The following is a 21,160-nucleotide window of genomic DNA, read 5'->3' as shown; positions in this document are numbered from 1 at the left end:
TGTAGCACATTCTATTAGCAGGTAAGTGTTCATCAGCATCTGGATGATCGGCATGCTGGTCTGAAGCGCGGGCCGAGTCGTTCGAAGCCATGTTCAAACGCCACGGCTGGCCACCAGCGTGGCGCTACCACCTGTATGACTTTGACCACTTTCACTCCACTGCCCATGAAGCACTGGGCATCTTCCGCGGGCACGGCTGGGCGGCCCACGGCCAGGAACTGATGCTTTACTCAGGCGATGTGCTGGTGCTACCCGCCGGGGTTGGGCATGCCAGCCTGGAGGCGAACGATGATTTCTGCATGGTAGGCGCCTACCCACCAGGGCAAGAGCCGGAAATAGAGCGCGGCGACCCCGCACAGCTGGAAGTAGCACAAGAACGAGTGGCTGCCGTTGCCTTACCCGAGGATTCCCCGGTAGGTGGTTCATTAGCTGAGCTGTGGCGGGAAGACTCTTAGCAGGTGGAGGGCCACTGGCAAGCTCGTCGATTGATTGGCTTTTCGACTAAATGGGACAGTTAGTCCTGTTGCCTTTCATAACTTCAGAATTTCTGAAATAAAAATTTCTAAAATCATGTTGCTAGCTCCTGAGTTAACTAACTCATGAAGCTACCAGTGCCCTCATGTGAGGGTAAAATACTATATAAATGTCATTCGGTATCTTATAAATATCATTAATGAACAACCAAGCCGCTCAATTTGGGCGGCTTGACTGTTTATTGCCAATGTATGGCAATGCTAACAGAGCGTATTCCTACGCCTGATTAGAACGGTCCGTAATTAATCAATACGGCAATAACCACGAAGGCAATACCCACTAGCGTCCAGAGGCATACCAACGGAAACGCGAAACGTACCCAGTTACTCCAAGGCACTCCGCCCACGGCGAGTACAGACATCAACACCCCCGATGTCGGCGTAATAATATTGGTAATTCCATCCCCAAGCTTGAATGCGATCACCGCCGTTTGCCGAGTGATATCGAGCATATCCGCAAGCGGTGTCAAAATCGGCATCACTACAGCTGCTTGGCCGCTACCAGAAGGCACCAGAAAGTTGAAAAAGAGATTGAATACAAAGACAGCGAGCGCACCCAACATGGGGGGGAGCGTACTTAAGGGCACAAAAATTGAATTCACTACCGTATCGAGAATCATGCCCTCGGCCATTAGCACCGTAATGCCTTTGGCAATACCAATAATGAAGGCACCATAAAGCATACCTTTGGCACCCTTCATGAACATCTGCACAAATTCATTAGGCGAGAAACGAGCGAGTGCAGCGCTTCCTATTCCATTGATCATAAAGATGGCTGAAAGCTCATTAACGCCCCACCCCCACCCTAAAGAGCCATAAATAAACACCGCTAGGCAGGCAACAAAGAAGCTTAAAATGACCAGATGCCGACGTGTAAACGTTAAGTTCTCATCATCGGTTCCAATGGCTTCAGTGCTAAAGGACTGACTCCCCATTAGACTACGGCCGGGATCGTCGCTAATGCGTTTGATATACCGACACACATAAGCAATTGTCACTGCCAGTAGCACGAAAAATAGCGCCACCCTAAGCGGCGCGCCAGAAAATAGCGGCAGCCCTGCTATAGATTGCGCGATACCCAGCGTAATAGGATCGAAAACAGCAGCCGCTGAGCCCGAAAAATAGCCCAGATAGACAATGGCGATCCCCGCGATCGCATCTAACTTAAGCGCTCGTGCCAACACAATACCCAGTGGAATAAAGGCAATAACGGCATTCGACCCAACGCCAATGGCAGATATCACACCAAATACAAAAGACACCACAATCGCGAGCAGATATTTACGCCCCCGGGCTTTATCAACCAGGCTTTTGATACCCGCATTGATCGCACCGGTAGACTCCACCACGGCAATCGCACCGCCCATTACCAGAACTAAAGCAATTAGGTTTGCTGAGCTGATAAAACCGCTCTGAATAGAAAGAAAAATATCGAAAAAATTAAGGCCGCTAGATTCCACCAGATGAAAACTGCCAGGAATAACCGTAGGCCGCCCCTCTGTGGTTCGCTCAAACTGGCCCGAGGGGATAAAGAAACTCAATAACCAAGCCACCATTAGTAACCCAAACAGAATTACAAAGGCATCAGGCATGGCCATTCTTTGTATTGATCTAGTTTTCACGTTGAAATTTCCTGAATATTTATTCATATAATTATTTATTTAATGTACTGGCAAAAGGCTTAATGGCCTATCAGACCTGCCTTATCAACGCCGCCAGCATCGCCGCACGCGGTACAATTGAGGCTATTTCGATATGCTCATATTCCGCATGGGGAGCAGCGCCGGTTGCGCCCAGCCCATCAAGTGTGGGAATACCTTTGGCTGCAGCGAAATTGCCGTCGCTTCCTCCGCCTACCGAGGCTTCCGTAAGCTCAATGCCGACTGCACTGGCAGCGTGCTGGGCAAGCGCAAATAGACGAGCCGTAGCATTTGTGCGCTCCATCGGCGGGCGCGTCATGTCACCGCTAACGGTTAGCGTTACACTGGGATGAAATGGGGTACTTTGATAAATGGCATTGTAGAGTCGCTCGGCTTCTTCCAGCGTCGTTACCCGAACATCAATACCTAACTCGGCTTTCTCTGGCACGACATTAAGCGGGCCTCCGCCACTTACCATCCCAACATTCACTGTGGTTCCTAGACTAGGGTCGGCCAGGCTATGTAAGTACTGAATCTGGTGGGACAGTTCCTCAATCGCACTCACCCCATCTTCAGGGTTATTGCCTGCATGAGCTGCTTTACCCGTTATATGCATGTAAAAGCGTCCAGAACCTTTACGTGCCGTTTTCAAAGCGCTGCCATTCGCCGTAGCAGGTTCAACAACCAGCACCACATCGCTAGCCACCGACTCCTCTTCAATTCGTTGTCGCGAAGAAGGGCTACCTAACTCCTCGTCACTGGTACATAGAAAACGAATGCGGGCATCGGGAAGCGCATCGAGTTCAACGAGTGCTTTGACAGCCCAAATGGCTTGAACAATACCTGCTTTCATATCCAGAATGCCGGGGCCGTAAAACTTGTCCACCTCACGGCGGATAGCGAGTCGGCCGATATCCCAAACCGTGTCGAAATGCCCCAAAATAAGAATCTGACGATCCCCCTCTCCTAGCGTGAAGCCAATATGGTCGCCCTTTTCAGTTTGTGGAAACGTTTCCGCCTGACATTGGAGTCGGTCTTGAAATAACCGACGCAACAATTGACCACAGGCGTCCACTGCGGCTTTATCATTGGATGGCGATTCAGCACGTACTAACGCTTCAATATCATCGAGAATAAAACGTTGATGCTCTTGCAGATAAGTGTGAAGGGTATTCATATAGCCTCTCGAATAAGAATGACGGCCTCTAAACGGCAGCAACCCAAAACAGCGTTGTGCTATTAAATAAGCGCACGGTCAGTATGTGAGGGGCGTAACAAGGAAAGAATAAGAAGTGCGCAGCTGAATCGTTGCGTTCAAAGCAACGGTTAAGAAGCCGGAGAAGGATAAAGAGAATGGTGCAACAACGCATGGATCAGGGAATTACCGAACATCGGCTGGCTTACCTTTACGAGGTTGCCCTGCACGGGGGCGTTAGAGCGGCAGCCGAATCGGTCGGCGTCAACCCTTCGGCCATCAGCCGCCAAATAGCACTGCTTGAGCGCCATCTGCAAATTCCCTTGCTCGAAAAACAGGGAAGAAACGTCGCGGTGACCCAGGCGGGAAAGCTACTGATAGAGCACCACCGGGAAATGCTGTATCGGCGGCGTCAGTTAGCCGAGACACTGCAGGATATGCGCCACTTGCGTCGAGGCAGTGTCAGCCTACGGGTCGGGCAGGGTATGATCAGTGAATTTGTGGAAGGGCCTCTCCAACAGTTCAGCGCAGATTACCCTGATGTGTTTGTGGATATTCACTCTGGCAATATGAGTGAAACAATCAACATGATGCTGCGAGGCAAAGTGGACATGGCGATCAGCTTTGGTCCATTAGGCGATCCTCCGGTCATGGTTCGCAGTTTTAACCGCGGCCCCATTTGTGCCATTGTGCCGCCACACCATGCCCTGGCAGGCCTTGAAGCCATTACGCTTGAAACCCTGGCTCCCCAGCGATTGATCTTTATGGCAGAACAATTCGGCATCCAACAGTACATCAATGAAATGTTCAGCAGCCAACGCTTAGCCCCGCTGCCCGCTTACCAGTGCAATCACTTTTCAACGGCTATTGCGCTCGCAATATCAGGACTAGGTATTGCCTTCATGACGCGGCAATCTGCCCGCCCGCTGGTTGATCGTGGAGATATCGTTGCGATACCAGTCGAACATCCTTTATCGCATACCGCTACCTGCCACCTCATCCGTAGCCAAGGGAGAAGGTTCACTCCTGCCGCTGAACATCTATGGAAAGTACTCGCGAGTTCAATGCAATCACAGTCTGCCGGAAAGCACAGAGCTTAAAACAGGTAACGCTATTCGCGTCCAGTAATACACGCACATGAGGCTGACAAGGCAACCCGCCATGCTCACTTTGATAGCTAGCACCGTGGCGAGAACCATATGGATCTGCCAGAGCCCAACCAACATCACTCATGCGCTCCCACTTTGTCTGAGTGGCTCCCCAGCATCAAAAACACTACCACCGTCAGCAATGCGATGAGAATCGCAGCAGCGGTGAGCAGGATTGAGTGCGTGGTGGAGAACGCCGCCTTCGCGGCCATAATCAGGACATCCGCTTTATCTGCATCAAGCCCTTGTGCCACAACAACGCTGTCGCTCATTGAGCGCGCGGCCTGTGCACCGAGGGCTGGCTCCAAGTCTGGCGGCAGTACAATGGTGCTGCTATATATGCTCGCCATGAAAACCCCAAACAGAGTGATGCCTAGCCCACTGCCCAGCTCGTAACCGGTGGCTTCCAAAGAGCCAGCAGCCCCTCCTTTACTGGCGTCCACGGCCCCCATAATGGCAATCGAGGAAGCGGTCAGTCCAATGCTCAGGGTTAGCCCCAGCACGGCCAACGCTGTTGGCACTGTCCAGTTAGGCGCGTGTAAGTCCGCCTGCGCCAGATAACCCAACGCGGCTGCAGCGAACGCCATCGATAAACTGGCCACCAGCCTTAAGCCAAACCGGTTGGAAAGGTAACCTGCAACGGGCCCACCGACGGCAGCCGCCGCCATGATCGGCACCATGAAAAGACCGGCCTGCAACGGCGTCTTGCCCAGCACATATTGCAGCTCTTGCGCCAGCGTCAGCTCAACACCGGCCAGGGCGCCAGCGGCCACGAGCGCCATTACCATACCGGCGACAATGGCCGGATGGCGAAAGAGTGATAGATCCAGCATCGGCATCACCGAACGCAACTGAATACGTGCAAACCACGCCAGCAGGACTAGCCCCCCGAAGAGCACCAATCCAGTACGCCATAGTGGCTGCCCCTCTCCCATCCCGGACTTGATGCCGTAGACCACCGAAATGATACCGACCAGCAAAATCAGCGCCTGACCAAAAGACCACTTGCCTGGTGTCGTCGCCTCGCGGCGCGGCAGCAGGCCATAAACGACCGGCGCCACCACCAGCATGATGGGCACATTAATGAGGAATACCGAGCCCCACCAGTAATGCTCCAGCAAGGCACCACCAATCAAGGGGCCCACTGCGGCACCGGCGGCCCCCACCGTTCCCCACAGGCCAAGCGCCATCGCACGCTCGCGCTCGTCCTCGAAGGTTTTGCGGATGACACCCAACACACAGGGCATGATCATCGATCCACCCATGGCGAGCAGCACCCGAGCACCGATCAACATAGCGGGTGTCGTCGAGAATGCCGCCAGGAGGGACGCCACCCCGAACACCGAGAGACCGGTCAGCAGCACACGGCGCGTACCAACTCGGTCAGCCAGCGTACCCATCGGCACCAGCAGGCCTGCCATCAGCAATGGGTAAATGTCGATGATCCACAGCACCTCAGTACCCGTGGCCCCCAGCGCTGGCGTCAGCACAGGCACCGCGACGTGCAGAATGGTCATATCGATGACAACAGGTAGGAACGCCAGCATGACGGCAAACAGCACTAGCCAACGTTGCGGGATAGCAGAAAGCATTAGCCACTTAACTCCTAAATAATCGATGTAACTGCTAACGCTGTCACTGACATGTCGTCTGGCACAGGGAACGCCGACAGCGTTAGCACGATAGGCAGCATCAGTCATCGCATGGCATTAATGCGCTATGTCGTTATGGGGCTCTAATGATGAGGGGCGACGAGCCGTACGCCAGCCATTAACACGCTCCTGAAGACCTATCACGAAAACGAAGAACACCGGAACAAAGAGAATCACCAGCAGCGTTCCGCTGACCATGCCGCCGAAAACACCCGTACCTATCGCATGCTGGGTGTTGGCGCTGGCGCCAAACGCGACCATCAATGGCACCACCCCCAAACCGAAAGCGAGTGAGGTCATCAGAATCGGGCGCAGGCGCAGGCTGGCGGCTTCCACCGCGGCCTCTCTCAGTCCCTTACCTTGCTCACGCAGTTGTTTGGCAAACTCTACAATAAGGATCGCGTTTTTCGCCGATAAACCGATCACGGTGACCATACCGACTTTGAAGAACACATCGTTAGGTAGGTCTCGCAGCAACATGGCGGCCACCGCCCCCAGCAGCCCCAGCGGCACAACCAGGATGACCGAGAGCGGAATGGTCCAGCTCTCGTAGAGCGCGGCTAACACCAGAAACACCGCCAGGATGGATAGCGCCACCAGCATGGGTGCCTGAGCTACCGATTGGCGTTCCTGAAGGGACTGCCCCGTCCAGGCCACTGCGAAGCCGGGCGGAAGTTGCTGCGCCAGACGCTCCATTTCAGCCATGGCGTCTCCGGTGGAGGCACCTGTCGCCGCACCGCCAGAAATACTGGTGGCGGGATAGCCCAGGTAACGCACCATTTGTAGCGGTGTTTCGTCCCATACCGGGGTAACCACCTCTGACAAGGACACCATGCCACCCCTGCTATTACGCACGTGCAGCTTGAGCACGTCATCAACCTGCATGCGTGCCGACGCATCCGCTTGCATAATCACCTGCTGCATCCGGCCCTCATTCGGGAAATCGTTGATGTAGGACGACCCCATTGCGGTAGACAGGATGTCGCTAATATTGGCGAACGACACCCCGAGCGCTTCGGCCTTTTGACGATCAATATCAAGACGAATGCTCGCACCTGCTGGCAGGCCGTCGGAATAGACGTCGCTGACCACCTTGCTCTGCGCCGCCAGTTCTAGCAGCGTCGTCTCGGCAGCCTTAAGGGCGGCCGGCCCCTGATTGCGTTGATCCTGCAAGAACATCGTAAAGCCGGACTTGGTGCCCAATTCATCAATGGCCGGCGGTAACATACTCATTACCGTCCCTTCGTTCAGTTGACTCATGGCTTCCTGAACCCCTTCCACTTCACTCGCCGCCGTAACGCCGTCGCGCTGCCCCCAATCCTTTAGTGTGGTGAACGTCAGTGCCGTATTCGCGCCGGAGCCCGAGAATCCGAAGCCCAAAATAGACATATTGCCGTCTACAGCAGGGCGCGCAATGACGTACTCCTCATACGCCTTGACCACATCCAAGGTGCGCTCAGTGGTCGCATTAGCGGGCAACTGGATACTGGTCATGAAATAGCCTTGATCCTCTTCCGGCAGAAAAGCCGAAGGCAACTGGCGGAAGGCGAGCAGCAGCACACCCGCGATGACCACAAACACCACCATGACCCGACCGCTGCGAGCGACCAGCTTTCCAACACGCGATTCGTAACGGGTGGTCATACGGGTAAGCGCCTGGTTGAACCAGCCGAAGAAGCCGCCTTTGTCGTGGTGCCCCGGCTTAATGGGCTTGAGAAGGGTGGCGCATAGCGCTGGCGTCAGCGACAGCGCCAGAAACGCCGAGAACAGAATCGAAACCACCATTGCCAGCGCGAATTGCTTGTAGATCACGCCGACCGAGCCACTCGAAAAGGCCATCGGGATAAACACCACCGTCAATACCAGGGTGATCCCCACCACCGCGCCCGTGATTTCCTTCATCGCTTTGATGGTGGCGTCCTTTGGCGACAATCCCTCTTTGGCCATGATGCGCTCAACATTCTCGACCACCACGATAGCGTCATCGACGATGATGCCAATCGCCAACACCATGCCGAACATCGTCAGCACGTTGATTGAGAAACCTGCCAGCAGCATCACCGTGAAGGTCCCCAACAGTGCAATCGGCGCGACCAGGGCGGGAATCAGCGTGTAACGGATGTTCTGTAGAAACAGCAACATCACCAGGAAGACAAGTACCATCGCCTCGATGAGGGCATGGATGACCTTCTTGATAGACACCTTAACGAACGGGGCCGTATTAAAGGGGATCGATGAGCTCATGCCCGCAGGCAGAGCCTGGTTTAACTCAGCCAAACGCGCCTGCACGCCTTCCGCCGTGCGCACCGCATTGGCACCGGGTGCCAGTTGTATGGCAGCCGCCGTCGCTGGCTGGCCATTCTCACGATTGGAGAAGCCGTAGGATTGGGCGCCCAACTCGACGCGCGCCACATCGCCCAACACCACTTTTGAGCCGTCGACATTAGCGCGAAGTACGATAGCGGCGAACGCTTCAGGCGTGCTCAATTGCCCCTGTGCGGTCAACAGCGAGGACACCTTTTGACCGGGTAAGGCCGGAGACGCGCCGATGCTGCCCGGCACAATCTGTGCGTTCTGCTCCGTGATCGCGGTCGAGAGATCATTCACCGACAAGCCGAAAGCAATCAGCTTCTCCGGCTCTATCCAGATGCGCATTGCCTGCTCAGCACCGAACAGCTGCACACGACCGACACCGTCAATGCGGCGTAGCTCCTCCACGATATTGCGCGCCATATAGTCGTTCAGCGCGATCTCATCAAAGCGCCCATCATCGGAATTCAGGCCCACAATCATCAGAAAACTGGATGACGCTGACTCTACGCTCAGCCCATCCTGACGAACCGCCTGGGGTAACCGGGGTTCGACGGCCTTGAGCCGGTTCTGCACATCCACTTGGGCCAGTTCTGGGTTTGTCCCTGGTTTGAAGGTGGCGGTGACAGAGGCTGACCCCGAAGCATCGGCGGACGACTCGAAGTACAGCAAGTTCTTGACGCTGGAGAGCTCACGTTCAATGAGACTGAGCACGGCGTCGTTCATGGTCTGCGGTGTGGCGCCGGGATACGTCGCGGTGATGGTCACCGAAGGGGGCGCTACCGAAGGGTAGTGAGCGACCGGCAACTTAGGGATGGCGATCACACCCGACAGGATGATAAACAGCGCGACCACCCACGCGAAGACTGGGCGCTGGATGAAGAACTGGGGCATTGCGGATACTCCTGAAACTTAGTGAGAGGATGCCGCTGAGTCGTTGAGTGGCATAGGCATCTTCCAATCAGTCGCGCTGACGTCGACACCATCAGTCAGTCGTTCTATACCCTCGACGACGACTTTCTGCCCCTCTGTCACTCCTGTTTGCACCCGATAATTGCCGTTCGCCAATTCACCAAGCTCCACTGAAACCATCACCGCCTTGTCGTCAGCACCAATCAACCAAATGTAGGGCTTACCGCCAATGCGTACCACAGACTGTTGCGGTACCGTCAACGCATCGTCATAGCGTGCATACGGCACGCGGGCACGCACAAACATGCCGGGCAGCAGGCGTCGATTGGGATTGTCCACGAGTACTCGCAGCAAAAGGTCACCCGTGCTGGTATCCACATTGATTCCCGAAAAAAGAATGCGTCCGGTGACATCGTAGGGTGTACCGTTGCTGCCCAGGATGATGACCGGTAAGCCATTGTCGAGGGAGGGCTGCGACGCCATCGCGTCTTGAAGCGATTCGAGCGCGGAAGCCGGGCGTCGAACATCGACATAGACCTTATCGATCTGCTGAACACGGGCCATGGGCGTGCTATCGCTGCTGGCCACCAGCGCTCCCTCCGTTACCAACGCCTGATCAATTCGGCCTGCAATGGGGGACACCACCGTGGAGAATTCCAGGTCAAGGCGGCGGCGCGACAGCGTGGCACGCGCTTGGGCCACATCAGCGGCGGCCTGCTGACTTTTGGATACGGTGTCATCGTAGGCCTGACGGCTCACCGACTGTGCCCGGACAAGCGGCTCCAACCGGGCTGACTGCGCACGGGCATGAGCGAGTTCGGATTCGGCTTTCTGCAAAGCGGCTTCTGCTGTTTCCACTTCCGCTCGAAACGGCGCTGGGTTGATGTCGAATAATGGCTGCCCCGCACTCACGTCGGTTCCCTGTTCGAACAGGCGACGTTGAACAATCCCGCTCACCTGCGGATGAATTTCCGCCATTTGAAAAGGGACGACCCGGGCCGACAAGTCTTCAGTCAGCTCCAATTTAACGGGTTCCAAGGTAACAACCGTCACTCGAGCAGGAGGCGGCGCTACTTCTTGCTCAACTGAACCGCAAGCAGTTAGCACGATCAGCAGCAAGGCACAGAACCCACCATTTCGATAGATATGTCGGATCGTCATGTATCGTCCCTTCAGACATAGGCAAACATTTGCCTAGCAATAAAATTGAAGGGGACTATATCGCTGTAGCGTGGTATTAACGTCGACGGTATGTGTAGATATGATGGAGAACACAATTAATGTTTCATTAGGCGCTTTCATGTCCACGACTCATCAGTCGCCAAGTTCTTATTCTGGCCAGCAAGCACTGGTTCTCATCGCCGAAGACGAGCCTGAGATCGCTGATATTCTGCAGGCTTATCTGAAACGGGCGGGCCTGCGAACCATCTACGCAGAAGATGGGCGCAAAGCATTGGACATGCATATGTCGATGAAACCCGATCTCGTCTTACTTGATGTAAAGATGCCTAAAATGGATGGCTGGCAGGTGCTGTCAGAGGTTCGCCACCGTGGTAAGACACCCGTCATCATGTTGACCGCGATGGATCAGGATATCGATAAACTCATGGGTTTACGTTTTGGTGCCGACGACTACGTCGTCAAGCCGTTTAACCCTGCCGAGGTCGTCGCACGCATTCAGGCAGTGTTAAGACGCACCATGGCTGATGCAAGCCACCAACCCCGTGTCCTCCGGGTGCCGCCCTTTGAGATCGACCTTGAACAACACGAAGCCTTTGTTCAGATAGGAGGAGACTCGCACAGCCTTGCGTTAACGCTCACCGAGTTCAGATTGTTGACGCACCTTGCCCGCGCGCCCAAAAAGGTGTGCACCCGCGCAGAGTTATTGGCCGCCTGCCTGCCCGAAGGTGAGGCGCTTGAGCGCACTGTCGACAGCCATATCAGCAAGCTGCGTAAAAAACTGGAAGACGTCGATGTGAGAGGCATACCCGTTGGCATACGCGGCGTTGGGTACCGGCTATGGGGAAAAGAATGAAACTCATTGGATTGAGCCGGACCATCGCGTTAACAATGGCAGCGATGGCGTTTGGGATAACACTGCTAGTCGTAGTGACCTCTTATGTTTTCTATTTCATTACCTTCCATTTTTGGCAGGGGTCGATTAACGAACCAAACATGTTCCCGTCGGGGCTCGAGTGGGCTTGGCTCGTTAGCACTACGCTGGTTGGGCTGGCGTTCGCCGTGATAGTGGGCATTCACTTGGCACGTCGCATTTTGGTACCGCTAAACTCTGTAACAGAAAGCATGCGTCGCGTCGCGCAAGGCGACCTGGACGCACGCGCCACCACCGGTGATCGCTCGTTAGGCGAGGCCGCCGTGTTAGCCAACGACTTCAATGCGCTAGCAGACCAATTACAGCGTATGTCCAAGGAAATGACGTTCTGGAATGCCGCTATTGCCCATGAGCTACGTACGCCGGTCACTATTTTACGCGGACGTCTGCAAGGCTTGGCAGAAGGCGTCTTCCCTCCTGAACAACCCCAGTTTCAAAGTCTCCTTACCCAAATCGACGGCATGGCACAACTGATTGAAGACCTTCGCGCCGTGAGCTTGGCCGAAAGCGGTCATCTGAATCTTGAGATCAAGGAATGTGATCTTTCTGCTGAAATTGAATCCGTCGTTGAGTTTTGTAAGCATGCCCTAAATGCATCAAACCATTATCCAACCCTTGACCTGCAGTCTGGCACTGCGTATTGCGACCCCTTCCGTATACGTCAGGCATTGCTTGCGTTGCTGGAAAACGCTCGCCAGCATGCATCCCCGGGGACACTCATCATCCAAACGCGCCAGAACGACGGGTGGTGTGTTTTGCGTGTTAGCGATGCTGGCCCAGGCATACCGCAGGAAGATGCCGCTCATATTTTCACGGCATTCCGCCATGCGCGGGACGCCGAAAATGGTATGCCAGGAGACAAGCGAGGAAGTGGGCTCGGATTGGCGGTAGTCGCGGCGATTGCGAGAGCCCACCGTGGCGAGGCCAGATGTTACCCCTCTGATGAGGGTGGCTCTTGTTTTGAGTTGCGCTGGCCTACTCCATCACAAAGTACGTGATCACATAGAGCGTGATGACATGGCGCGTGTTTGCTGAATGACCGGCGGTCGGTGCCTCTATCCACCAAACCAAGCGCCAGCGATAGAGCGCGGCGACCCTGCACAACTGGCGGCAGCACAATCGCGAGCCGCGGCCGTGGTATGAGATCTCAGCGCTGCCCCAGTATCGATAGCTTCATTCTTCTTTCAGCAGTATGAAATGTTCGATCAGCCGAATCATCAACGTTTTCTGATCGGGTAGGCTTTCAGCCACTAACAGCGCTAATCACACGGGCTACCGCTTCGCCTTCTGTTGAAACCAAGCCTTGATTGGTCAGGGTTCGACTGAGCAGATTCACCGCCTGCTCAAACTCGATGCCACGCTCGGTTAGGCGGCGTTGGTTTAAGGTATAACCTTGAATCAAATATTGTTTGAGCACATCTGTAGCCCACTTGCGAAACTGAACGCCTCGCGGAGATTTAACGCGGTAGCCAACTGAAATAATGACATCAAGATTGAAGTGATCAACCTGATAAGATTTGCCATCTTCAGCAGTATGTGCAAATTTTGCACATACTGAATTTCGCTCTAATTCCCCTTCTTTAAAAACATTGCGAATGTGCTTCGTAATGACAGAACGCTCGCGCCCAAATAATTCACACATCTGCGCTTGGCTTAACCAAACGGTCTCTTGCTCCAGCGTTACTTCTAGATGTGATTGCCCATCTTCGCTGGTGAATATCTGTATTTGCTGATCATTCATGAGTGTTGCCTCCAGGTTTACATAAAGCGCTTTGCGACTTCAAAACAAGCACCTCCCAAGCAAGCAGCACTCAATCCAGCAGTGGTCAATCCAGCAGTACTCATCTTTGCATACTAAAAGAGAGACTCAAGCGCGCCCGCCATTAGAGGTTAAGTAAACCTTAGCATAAAAACTGTTTATTCATACAGCTAAATATTACCCTGATTCTGCCAAATAAATCTGCCTAGCAAAAGTGGGCGCTTCAACCTACAAAAGCCATCACCACCAACACCATGGTCAGCAATAGCAAGTACACCCTTGCATGCAGGCGGTCAGGAATGCGCCCGATCCAGGTCGACGCCAGGCGAATACCGAGCCATGAGCCCACTGCGAGTACCAGCAAGGCGCGCAGATCCACATAACCGGCATACCAGTCCCCCAACGCTGGGTGATTTGCCGACAGCAACACATACGTCGCGGTGCCACTCACCGCCATGGGCAACGACAACGGATTGGCCATCGCAGTGGCTGCCGTCATGCTCGCGCCTCTCCGACGCATGAGCGGTACGGTCATCACGCTGCCACCAACGCCCAGCAGGGCGGCCACCGCACCCATCAAGGTACCCGTTATCGCCGTTACTCCACGCCCCATAGGAGGCACATCACTCCCCGCCTGATGCAGAAAACCGGGCCGCAGAATAGCATCCGCAATCGTGAGGGCTAGATAACCGATGAATGCCCAGCGCACCCACTCCCCGCTCAAAGACACAGCCGCCGCTGCGCCAAGCACAGCGCCGATAGCAATATAGCCCACCAGCGGACGCACCAGGCGCCATTGCACGGTCTGCCGTTGGTGGTGGCGCCATGTGGACAGGGAAGCCGCAAATACCATCAATGCTGTCGAGGTAGCCACCGCGATATGCATGGCCGCCTGGCCGATACCACTATCCGGCCCATGGACGGCAATCAGCAGGGTATACAGCAAGGGAACTACCACGAACCCGCCACCGAAACCGAACAATACGGTGGTCACTCCCGCCACCCCGCCACAAAGAAGCAATACGCTATACACCGGCACTCTCCTGATGAAACGAAACAGCAGGCACTATATGCTGGCGAGGCTTGGCCGACACTCGTCATTCGGACAACCATCACCGCGTTTCAGCCAGGTTAACGCTAATGCTCAATACGCCTCTTTCAGATGTGGATCATGTAGCACGGCCCATGGTGGCCATCGGCACTGATTACCGCCCCGGCACCCTCCTGGGCTTCCATACTCATCGCCGTGCCCAGTTTCTCTATGGCATGACCGGCGTGATGGAGGTGAACACGGATGACGGCACCTGGATGGTGCCGCCCTATAGCGGCGTCTGGCTACCTGCGGGCAAGCGGCACCAAGTGCGTATGAACGGGGTGAGCACCCGAAGCCTGTATGTCGAGCCCCATGTCGCGCCACGCGCTTCGAGCAGCTGTGAGGTGCTGGTCGTGACGCCTCTCCTGCACCACCTGCTGCTGGCTTCCGCCCACATCCCCGCACTCTATGATGAAAACGGCCGCGACGGAGCCCTGGCTCAACTACTCCTATACGAACTGGAACGTGCTCAGGCCTTGCCACTATTTGCGCCCCTGCCCCATGACCTTCCACTCGCCAGCCTGTGCAGAGAGTTTCTCGGCCAGCCGCACATCCATAGCCTTCCCGAGGAGTGGGCCAAGCAGTTGCATCGCAGTCAGCGCACCTTCAATCGCTTGTTCCGCCAACAAACCGGTATGTCCTTCGCCGTATGGCGCCAGCAGGCCTGCCTAATGGCGGCGATTCCCAGGCTGCTCTCCGGCAATTCCGTTACACGAACCGCGCTGGAACTCGGCTACGACAGCCCAACCGCTTTCTCCAGCATGTTTCGCAAGGTGCTAGGCCAATCTCCCAGCGCTTTCGTTCGGGCGGCTAATCGTCAGCAGGAAGCGTAAAAAGTAGTTGGAACAGACGTTAGATAGTCACGGCCTCGCCCAGCCTGACCCACAGTGAACATTTAAAGGCCCACAAAAACCCTCATGGGCCTTAAATTACTCAAATGAACGGGACGGCGATGAAGCAGGTGCACAGTTACTCGGTTAAAAAGACGGCCAGTGGAGCTATTCCCAAATATAAATGAGCTGATTGCACCATCTATTCGGATCATTTTATGAGCCGATTAAGGTTTATATTCGGCTCATGGGCATTCAGAGGGCTTGTTAGGACGCTTGTCTTTCTTGTCATCCCTTCCCATATTCATCCTCACAGGCTGGTAGCTGAGCCAGTCGAATACTGGCTCAGCCAAGAAAGCGATCTTAATTCCCGTCTTCCGGTAGCGCGTAGGCGATTACATAATCGCCTATCGGTGTTTCCATGAAGTGATGCCCGCCGGCCCCGATGACTACGTATTGGCGACCATTCGCCTCATAGGTTATGGGGTTGGCCTGGCCGCCGGCCGGCAGCACATCGTTCCAAAGCACCTCACCGGTCTCCGTGTCGATGGCGCGAATCAGATCGTCGGTGGCGGCAGCGATGAATATCAGTCCGCTGGCCGTGAGTAATGGACCGCCATTGTTGGGTGTGCCGATTTTGAACGGCATGTGCGACGGTATGCCGAAGGGACCATTCTTGCGCGCCGTGCCCAATGGCTCATCCCAGAGCGTTTCACCGCTCGCCAGATCAATGGCGCGAATGCCGCCATAAGGAGGCGCGGTACAGGGCATGCCGGTAACCGGCGCTCGCCAGCCGGCATTGACGTCGATCGCATAAGGCGCACCTACTTGTGGATCGCCGGCCCCTTCGGCGGGCCCATCCGTGTCGCTATCGGTGTTGTCATCTCCTGCATAGATGGGTCGAAGATTACGTTCCTCGGCTTCTTCACGGGGGATGAGACGGTTGAAGTTGGGAATGTCATTGTAATTGGCAATGATGATGCCGCGCTCGGCGTCCACCGCTGTACTGCCCCAGTCGTTGCCGCCATTGTAGCCGGGATACTGAATGAAGCGCTGATCCACGGTCGGCGGCGTGTACATGCCTTTATAGGAGGCTCGGCGGAATTGAATACGACACCACAACTGGTCGATGGGCGTCATCCCCCACATGTCCTTCTCTTCTAGGTTCGGAAAAGCGAGGGAGTGATAGCCTGAACGAGGCTGCGTGGGCGAGAGGTTATCTGGCTCAACACCGCCAGTGGGCGCCTCCACCTCTTCCACGGGGAATAGCGATTCGCCGGTTTCACGGTTGAGAACGTAAATGTCGCCCTGTTTGGAGGGCAGAATGATCGCCGGCACCGTGCTGCCGTCATCTCGAGGGAAATCGACCAGGGTCGGTTGCGAACCGAGATCATAGTCCCAGACATCGTAATGGACGGTCTGGAAGTGCCAGACCGGTTCGCCGGTGTTGACGTCGATAGCAACGAGCGAAGTCGAGAACTCGTTTTCTTCCTCGCTGCGGTTTCCGCCCCAATAATCGACCGATGAGTTGCCCATCGGCAGGTAGACGTAACCCAACTCCTCATCGGAGGAAGCAGTGGTCCACATGTTGGGCGTGCCCCGAGTATAGGTCTCGCCCTCGGGTGGTAGTCCATCCAAGTTGGGGTTGCCCATATCCCACGCCCACTCCAGTTCGCCGGTAACGACATCGTAGCCGCGAATCACGCCAGAGGGGGCGTCCTCCGCTTGCCCGTCCTTGACCTGAGCACCGGTCACCAGGACGCCCTGGACGACGACCGGTGGAGAGGTGACGGAGTACCAACCGGGAACCTTCTCGCCGATGCCGGCCCATAGATCTACCGTACCGCCGTCACCAAACCCCTGGCACAGCTCGCCCGTTTGCGCATCGACGGCAATCAATCGGGCGTCCAACGTCCCCTCAATGATGCGGGTTGCGCAGAGCTGGTCATCGGCGGCATCCGGAACTTCGTAATAGGTCACGCCGCGGCAGCTGGCGCTATAGGGAATGGCACCTGGATCGACCTCGGGATCATGGCGCCACTGCTCCTCCCCAGTCCGTGCATCGAGGGAGACCATGACGTTCATGGCCGAGCAGAGATACAGATTGTCGCCAACCTTAAGCGGTGTAGTTTCAGGTGCGTATTTGCCCTGCCCCTCTTCTTCCGGCATATCGCCAGTGCGATAGATCCAGGCAACCTCCAACTGGCTGACATTGTCGGGCGTGATTTCATCCAGCGGCGAATGACGTGAGGCGCCGCTCTCTCGTCCCCAGGCGGCCCAATCGCCGGGCGCTGGGTCATCGCTAGGCTGCGGCGTCGCCGAGAAGGTCGGTGTCTGGGCCTCGCTTGAGGTGGGCTCCTCCGGGACTTCGGTTTCACCCTCGGCATTCTGGGCAACGGCATGCGTCGCCAGTGATAGGCTGACGACATAGGCCAGCACTCGCAGTGACGTGAACATGGCAGCGCTCCTCATATAGTGGCTTGGCGGCGTTTGAGAGTGGGCAGGAGCGCCAAGACGATGACACCCAGGACGATGTAACCGAATACCCGGGGCAGCAGCTCCCATGGCGACAAGCCAACCTCCCATAAGGCCCAAATCAGCGTACCTAACAGAACCAAGAAATAGACCCAGACTCCCGTGAGCAAATCCCTGGCCATTAAGCCACCCGAAATGATCAGCCCCAGACCGGCAATGAGGTAATACCAGGAGCCTCCCAGCGTCACCAGCCAGATCCCGCCGGCTGCAAGAATCAGGCCGAGGATGACCAGAATGATGGCGAACACGAGCAGAAACCAACCGCCCACACCCCGAGATGCTTTATTGGTAGCCAAACCAGGTACCTCCGTTGTTCGTGGTTGATTGCTATCAAGAGCGCTTGGCAAACCCACTAACAATGCCTTTACAAAATGCCTTTATAAAATGAAGCGCCGTCCTCCTTAATCCAAGTAGAGATTCTCGACCCTGTAAAGGATCACTTGATTAACTTATGTGTTAAAGCCTGTCATTCTCGATTTATGTCATTTTACGGCCATTAAATACCAACGAGATGGCAGCAAGACAAAACCGAAAGTGCCACCTACTTTGAATTCAGAAGGTATGAATTTTCTGGAGATTGGCAATGGCTCAACTAACAGGTGGCTGTCTCTGCGGCAAGATCAGAATCGTGGCCAATGGCGAGCCGCTTCGGGTAGGTATTTGTCACTGTATGGATTGTCGTAAGCATCATGGGGCGCTTTTCTATGCGGCTGCTGATTATCCCAAGCGAGCTGTCATTATCGAAGGCGAACCGCAGAGTTATCAGGGGCGTTACTTCTGTTCGACATGTGGTTCGTCGGTTTTTTCGGTAAGCGAGGAAGAAATCGAAATACACCTTGGGGCCCTTGATGCTCCGAATCAACTGAAACCGACGTATGAGCTTTGGAACATTCGCCGCGAACATTGGCTGCCGCCTTTCCCTGCCATGGAGCGATATGACCGGGATCGGCAAGATTGAGCAGGTTCAAGGGCTGCCGCTTAGGTCAGAAGGCAATCGATCAGCGCTTACCTTCAATACGCAACTTAACCACATCCTCTAACGCCAAGCCGGTCACTTCAGCAATTTGCTCGTCACTAAGCCCCCCCAGCTTGAGCAGATGACGAGCTGTTTTCTCAATACCCAGCTTTTCGCCTTCCTGACGTTCTTGCTGAGCTCAGTTTTCCAAATTTTCTGCCAACATGTCTTTATCCTCCACCAAACTGTTGAGCTGATTGAGGTCGACCTCAGCCCCGAGCCGCTGCAAGTGGCGTTTTAGCCAGCGGGTAATAATCTTGTCGATATGCTCTTTGTGAGTTTCGTACAAACCCTAGCGTCACTCATCACTCAACACCTCACGTAGCCAGCCCAATAACGCTTCGCAGCCCACACCTACCCGGCATGCGCCTTCTTAATAGGAATGAGGTGCAGCGCCCCCACCACCACCGAGCCCACCAAAAAGCCTATCACCGCAGAGCACAGCGTATTGAAGCTCCAGCCCAGCGTGCCGCCCAAGGCACCGGTTGCTTCGCTAATGCCTAGCTCAATATGGTGTACCCACTCATAGGGTGCGTTGAACCAACCCGTGCCATCGGCACCTAGATTGACCATCAGGATATGCCCACCTACCCAGAGCATGGCGACGGTGCCCACGACCGAGATGGTCGCTAACACCTTGGGCATGGCCGTCACCAGACCACGGCCCAGGGTCTGCATTCCCGAACTATCCCGCTGGGCGAGCTTCAGGCCGATATCATCCATCCTGATCAACAGCGCAACCACGCCATACACCAGAAGTGTGATGAAAAACGCCACCACCACCAGGCTCGCCAGTTGAGACCAGAACCCCTGATGGGAGACCGTGGCCAGCGCGATCACCATGATTTCAGCAGACAAAATCAAGTCGGTCCGAATGGCACCACTCACGATCTTTTTCTCGGCTTCCGGCCCCTGCTCTACCGCTGGCTTGTCCTCGTCATGCTTGCCGGAAAGCTTGTGCCAGACCTTCTCCGCGCCCTCAAAGGCCAAGTAAGTACCGCCCACCATCAGGATGATTGGCAATAGCGCGGGCAAAAAGTGATTCAGCAGCAGCGCCACTGGCAGGATAAAAATCAGCTTGTTGCGGATCGACCCCAGCGCGATCTGCTTCACAAGCGACAGTTCACGCTCCGCTGCCACCCCCTGCAAATATTGCGGCGTCACCGCCGTATCATCGACCACTACCCCGGCCGCCTTCGCTGTCGCACGCCCAGCGGCGGCACTCACATCGTCCAATGATGCTGCGGTCAACTTCGCCAATGCGGCAATGTCATCCAGTAATCCTATCAAGCCGCCTATGGCCATGGATGCTTCCTCCGTGAATAACAGTTGCAGATAGTAAAACACACAGTGGCTGAGTTACCTTCAAAGTGTTTTGAGGCAAAGGCATTCACTTGCTATAGGTCGATTTTCAATGCAATTATCGTGGCAAACAGAGATTCAAAAACAACATGAGGTATGGGTACGCAGGTATCTTGTTAGGTCAGGCTAGCCATGCCAAATTCGTTACACCGAGAAGGAGCGATATGGCCTCACTAACAAAGTCCACTAGCTACTGCGTGCCTTCATGAGCTTGCCCAAGTAACACCGTATAGCGCGTGCTACGCCCACCGCCGGGTAGCTTGGAAAGGCAGCCTTATCAGCGGTCAAGGACAAAGGAGAGCCCTCCCTCAGAACGCGGCGCGTCCGAGGGACGCGCCGCCATCGACATGCAAGGTCTGTCCAGTCATGAATCCAGCTTCTTCCGAAAGCAGGAACGCGATGGTCGCGGCAATCTCTTCTGGCTTCCCGAAGCGCCTCATCGGCACCCCCGCAAGATAGCGTTGCTCACCTTCACTGCCGGGCGAATTGTTCGCGCGGAACAATTCGGTTTCGGTTGGGCCGGGAGCCACGGCATTGACGGTGATACCGGCATCAGCCAGCTCTATCGCCCAACTGCGGGTGAAGCTGACCAACGCTGCCTTGGCGGCCGCATAGGCCGTGCGGTGCGGCATTCCAAGGATGGTCAGGCTGGAAATGTTAACGATGCGGCCCCAGCGTCGTTCCCTCATGCCAGGCAAAGCCGCCTGCGCGGCCAACAGCGCGGGATGCAGGTTGACGCTGAAGACTTCGTCCAGTGCGGGCAGCGTGACGTCAGCCAGCGAAGCAGGACGAACGAGGCCGACGTTGTTCACCACGCCATCCAGCTCGAAGCGTTGCGCGATGTCATCCAATGCGACTCTCGTCGCATCGTCATCGCCAAGATCGACGGAAATGAACGTGCCGGGGAAGTCGCGTGGCGAAGTGCGCGCCAAGCCGACGACATGGTTACCGCTTGCGGCAAGGCGCGCCGAAAGCGCAAGACCGATGCCCTTGCTGGCACCGGTGACGAGAAAAGTACGAGACATGTGTGCTCCTTTACCGCTCGCCACACGGCGGCGGATTC

The 21,160-nt window shown here is 55.5% G+C and carries 18 protein-coding genes; 6 read left to right on the top strand and 12 right to left on the bottom strand.

What is annotated here, in order from left to right:
* Nucleotides 1–89: 89 nt before the first annotated feature.
* The gene (locus HZS80_RS16705; protein ID WP_179916720.1) at nucleotides 90–455 is read left to right on the top strand and encodes a cupin; all 366 of its coding nucleotides are present in this window, start codon (nucleotides 90–92) and stop codon (nucleotides 453–455) included.
* Nucleotides 456–760: 305 nt separating this feature from the next.
* On the opposite strand, the gene HZS80_RS16700 is transcribed toward HZS80_RS16705, so the two are convergent.
* Both HZS80_RS16700 and HZS80_RS16695 read right to left on the bottom strand, forming a co-directional pair.
* Nucleotides 761–2,125: a YfcC family protein gene (locus HZS80_RS16700; protein ID WP_179916719.1), complete on the bottom strand. Its 1,365-nt coding sequence runs from the start codon at nucleotides 2,123–2,125 to the stop codon at nucleotides 761–763.
* Nucleotides 2,126–2,225: 100 nt separating this feature from the next.
* Nucleotides 2,226–3,350, bottom strand: coding sequence for a M20 family metallopeptidase (locus HZS80_RS16695; protein WP_179916718.1), 1,125 nt, complete (start codon nucleotides 3,348–3,350; stop codon nucleotides 2,226–2,228).
* Nucleotides 3,351–3,526: 176 nt separating this feature from the next.
* Between HZS80_RS16695 and HZS80_RS16690 the strand changes: the two genes are divergently transcribed.
* On the top strand, nucleotides 3,527–4,468 hold the full coding sequence (locus HZS80_RS16690; RefSeq protein WP_218927751.1) for a LysR family transcriptional regulator: 942 nt from the start codon (nucleotides 3,527–3,529) through the stop codon (nucleotides 4,466–4,468).
* A gap of 125 nt (nucleotides 4,469–4,593) precedes the next feature.
* Here the strand turns inward: HZS80_RS16690 and HZS80_RS16685 are convergent, their stop codons facing one another.
* The 3 genes from HZS80_RS16685 to HZS80_RS16675 all read right to left on the bottom strand — a co-directional run bounded on the left by HZS80_RS16685 (nucleotide 4,594) and on the right by HZS80_RS16675 (nucleotide 10,551).
* Nucleotides 4,594–6,108: an MFS transporter gene (locus HZS80_RS16685; RefSeq protein ID WP_179916717.1), complete on the bottom strand. Its 1,515-nt coding sequence runs from the start codon at nucleotides 6,106–6,108 to the stop codon at nucleotides 4,594–4,596.
* Between the two features lie 117 nt (nucleotides 6,109–6,225).
* A complete protein-coding gene (locus tag HZS80_RS16680) occupies nucleotides 6,226–9,372 on the bottom strand; it encodes a multidrug efflux RND transporter permease subunit (RefSeq protein WP_179916716.1) in 3,147 nt (1,048 codons plus the stop codon).
* An 18-nt stretch (nucleotides 9,373–9,390) separates the two neighbouring features.
* Nucleotides 9,391–10,551 (bottom strand): efflux RND transporter periplasmic adaptor subunit, encoded by a 1,161-nt coding sequence (locus HZS80_RS16675; RefSeq protein ID WP_179916715.1) that lies wholly within the window; start codon nucleotides 10,549–10,551, stop codon nucleotides 9,391–9,393.
* A gap of 139 nt (nucleotides 10,552–10,690) precedes the next feature.
* On the opposite strand from HZS80_RS16675, the gene HZS80_RS16670 reads away from it, so the two are divergent.
* Together HZS80_RS16670 and HZS80_RS16665 are read left to right on the top strand one after the other, a co-directional pair.
* Nucleotides 10,691–11,425, top strand: a complete 735-nt coding sequence (locus HZS80_RS16670; RefSeq protein WP_179916714.1) for a response regulator — start codon at nucleotides 10,691–10,693, stop codon at nucleotides 11,423–11,425.
* Complete coding sequence (locus HZS80_RS16665) at nucleotides 11,422–12,501, top strand: ATP-binding protein (protein WP_179916713.1); 1,080 nt, start codon at nucleotides 11,422–11,424, stop codon at nucleotides 12,499–12,501. Before HZS80_RS16670 ends, HZS80_RS16665 begins: the two co-directional genes overlap by 4 nt.
* 245 nt (nucleotides 12,502–12,746) lie before the next feature.
* Here HZS80_RS16665 and HZS80_RS16660 read toward each other — a convergent pair whose 3' ends face one another.
* The gene (locus HZS80_RS16660) at nucleotides 12,747–13,244 is read right to left on the bottom strand and encodes a virulence RhuM family protein (protein ID WP_179916712.1); all 498 of its coding nucleotides are present in this window, start codon (nucleotides 13,242–13,244) and stop codon (nucleotides 12,747–12,749) included.
* A 241-nt stretch (nucleotides 13,245–13,485) separates the two neighbouring features.
* Nucleotides 13,486–14,295, bottom strand: coding sequence for a TSUP family transporter (locus HZS80_RS16655; protein ID WP_179916711.1), 810 nt, complete (start codon nucleotides 14,293–14,295; stop codon nucleotides 13,486–13,488).
* A gap of 107 nt (nucleotides 14,296–14,402) precedes the next feature.
* Between HZS80_RS16655 and HZS80_RS16650 the strand changes: the two genes are divergently transcribed.
* Nucleotides 14,403–15,188 carry an AraC family transcriptional regulator gene (locus HZS80_RS16650; RefSeq protein WP_179916710.1) on the top strand — a complete coding sequence of 262 codons (786 nt, stop codon included), beginning with the start codon at nucleotides 14,403–14,405 and terminating at the stop codon, nucleotides 15,186–15,188.
* A 360-nt stretch (nucleotides 15,189–15,548) separates the two neighbouring features.
* Here the strand turns inward: HZS80_RS16650 and HZS80_RS16645 are convergent, their stop codons facing one another.
* Nucleotides 15,549–17,642 carry a pyrroloquinoline quinone-dependent dehydrogenase gene (locus HZS80_RS16645; RefSeq protein WP_179916709.1) on the bottom strand — a complete coding sequence of 698 codons (2,094 nt, stop codon included), beginning with the start codon at nucleotides 17,640–17,642 and terminating at the stop codon, nucleotides 15,549–15,551.
* A gap of 11 nt (nucleotides 17,643–17,653) precedes the next feature.
* Complete coding sequence (locus tag HZS80_RS16640; protein ID WP_045812166.1) at nucleotides 17,654–18,016, bottom strand: hypothetical protein; 363 nt, start codon at nucleotides 18,014–18,016, stop codon at nucleotides 17,654–17,656.
* A gap of 287 nt (nucleotides 18,017–18,303) precedes the next feature.
* Here HZS80_RS16640 and HZS80_RS16635 point away from each other — a divergent pair, with 287 nt between their 5' ends.
* Nucleotides 18,304–18,678, top strand: a complete 375-nt coding sequence (locus HZS80_RS16635; protein WP_082072631.1) for a GFA family protein — start codon at nucleotides 18,304–18,306, stop codon at nucleotides 18,676–18,678.
* A gap of 196 nt (nucleotides 18,679–18,874) precedes the next feature.
* Here the strand turns inward: HZS80_RS16635 and HZS80_RS23285 are convergent, their stop codons facing one another.
* The 3 genes from HZS80_RS23285 to HZS80_RS16620 form a co-directional block, all read right to left on the bottom strand.
* Nucleotides 18,875–19,024: a hypothetical protein gene (locus HZS80_RS23285; protein ID WP_218927750.1), complete on the bottom strand. Its 150-nt coding sequence runs from the start codon at nucleotides 19,022–19,024 to the stop codon at nucleotides 18,875–18,877.
* Between the two features lie 65 nt (nucleotides 19,025–19,089).
* Nucleotides 19,090–20,040 (bottom strand): DUF808 domain-containing protein, encoded by a 951-nt coding sequence (locus tag HZS80_RS16625; RefSeq protein WP_179916708.1) that lies wholly within the window; start codon nucleotides 20,038–20,040, stop codon nucleotides 19,090–19,092.
* A 365-nt stretch (nucleotides 20,041–20,405) separates the two neighbouring features.
* Nucleotides 20,406–21,122, bottom strand: a complete 717-nt coding sequence (locus HZS80_RS16620) for an SDR family oxidoreductase (protein WP_035563754.1) — start codon at nucleotides 21,120–21,122, stop codon at nucleotides 20,406–20,408.
* Nucleotides 21,123–21,160: the final 38 nt, after the last annotated feature.

Origin of the sequence: Vreelandella glaciei, assembly GCF_013415125.1 — a bacterium.
Classification (GTDB): Bacteria; Pseudomonadota; Gammaproteobacteria; order Pseudomonadales; family Halomonadaceae; genus Vreelandella; species Vreelandella glaciei.
The sequence above is the reverse complement of the archived record's forward strand: the minus strand, read 5'-3'. Positions and strand labels throughout refer to the sequence as shown.

Bases quoted from the DNA above. Each gene is read 5' to 3' on its own strand.
- HZS80_RS16700 (WP_179916719.1), bottom strand. From the start codon at position 2,125: ATGCCTGATGCCTTTGTAATTCTGTTTGGGTTACTAATGGTGGCTTGG.
- HZS80_RS16675 (WP_179916715.1), bottom strand. From the start codon at position 10,551: ATGACGATCCGACATATCTATCGAAATGGTGGGTTCTGTGCCTTGCTG.
- HZS80_RS16685 (WP_179916717.1), bottom strand. From the start codon at position 6,108: ATGCTTTCTGCTATCCCGCAACGTTGGCTAGTGCTGTTTGCCGTCATG.
- HZS80_RS16650 (WP_179916710.1), top strand. From the start codon at position 14,403: ATGCTCAATACGCCTCTTTCAGATGTGGATCATGTAGCACGGCCCATG.
- HZS80_RS16620 (WP_035563754.1), bottom strand. From the start codon at position 21,122: ATGTCTCGTACTTTTCTCGTCACCGGTGCCAGCAAGGGCATCGGTCTT.
- HZS80_RS16635 (WP_082072631.1), top strand. From the start codon at position 18,304: ATGGCTCAACTAACAGGTGGCTGTCTCTGCGGCAAGATCAGAATCGTG.
- HZS80_RS16660 (WP_179916712.1), bottom strand. From the start codon at position 13,244: ATGAATGATCAGCAAATACAGATATTCACCAGCGAAGATGGGCAATCA.
- HZS80_RS16665 (WP_179916713.1), top strand. From the start codon at position 11,422: ATGAAACTCATTGGATTGAGCCGGACCATCGCGTTAACAATGGCAGCG.
- HZS80_RS16690 (WP_218927751.1), top strand. From the start codon at position 3,527: ATGGTGCAACAACGCATGGATCAGGGAATTACCGAACATCGGCTGGCT.
- HZS80_RS16705 (WP_179916720.1), top strand. From the start codon at position 90: ATGTTCAAACGCCACGGCTGGCCACCAGCGTGGCGCTACCACCTGTAT.
- HZS80_RS16695 (WP_179916718.1), bottom strand. From the start codon at position 3,350: ATGAATACCCTTCACACTTATCTGCAAGAGCATCAACGTTTTATTCTC.
- HZS80_RS16645 (WP_179916709.1), bottom strand. From the start codon at position 17,642: ATGTTCACGTCACTGCGAGTGCTGGCCTATGTCGTCAGCCTATCACTG.
- HZS80_RS16625 (WP_179916708.1), bottom strand. From the start codon at position 20,040: ATGGCCATAGGCGGCTTGATAGGATTACTGGATGACATTGCCGCATTG.
- HZS80_RS16670 (WP_179916714.1), top strand. From the start codon at position 10,691: ATGTCCACGACTCATCAGTCGCCAAGTTCTTATTCTGGCCAGCAAGCA.
- HZS80_RS16680 (WP_179916716.1), bottom strand. From the start codon at position 9,372: ATGCCCCAGTTCTTCATCCAGCGCCCAGTCTTCGCGTGGGTGGTCGCG.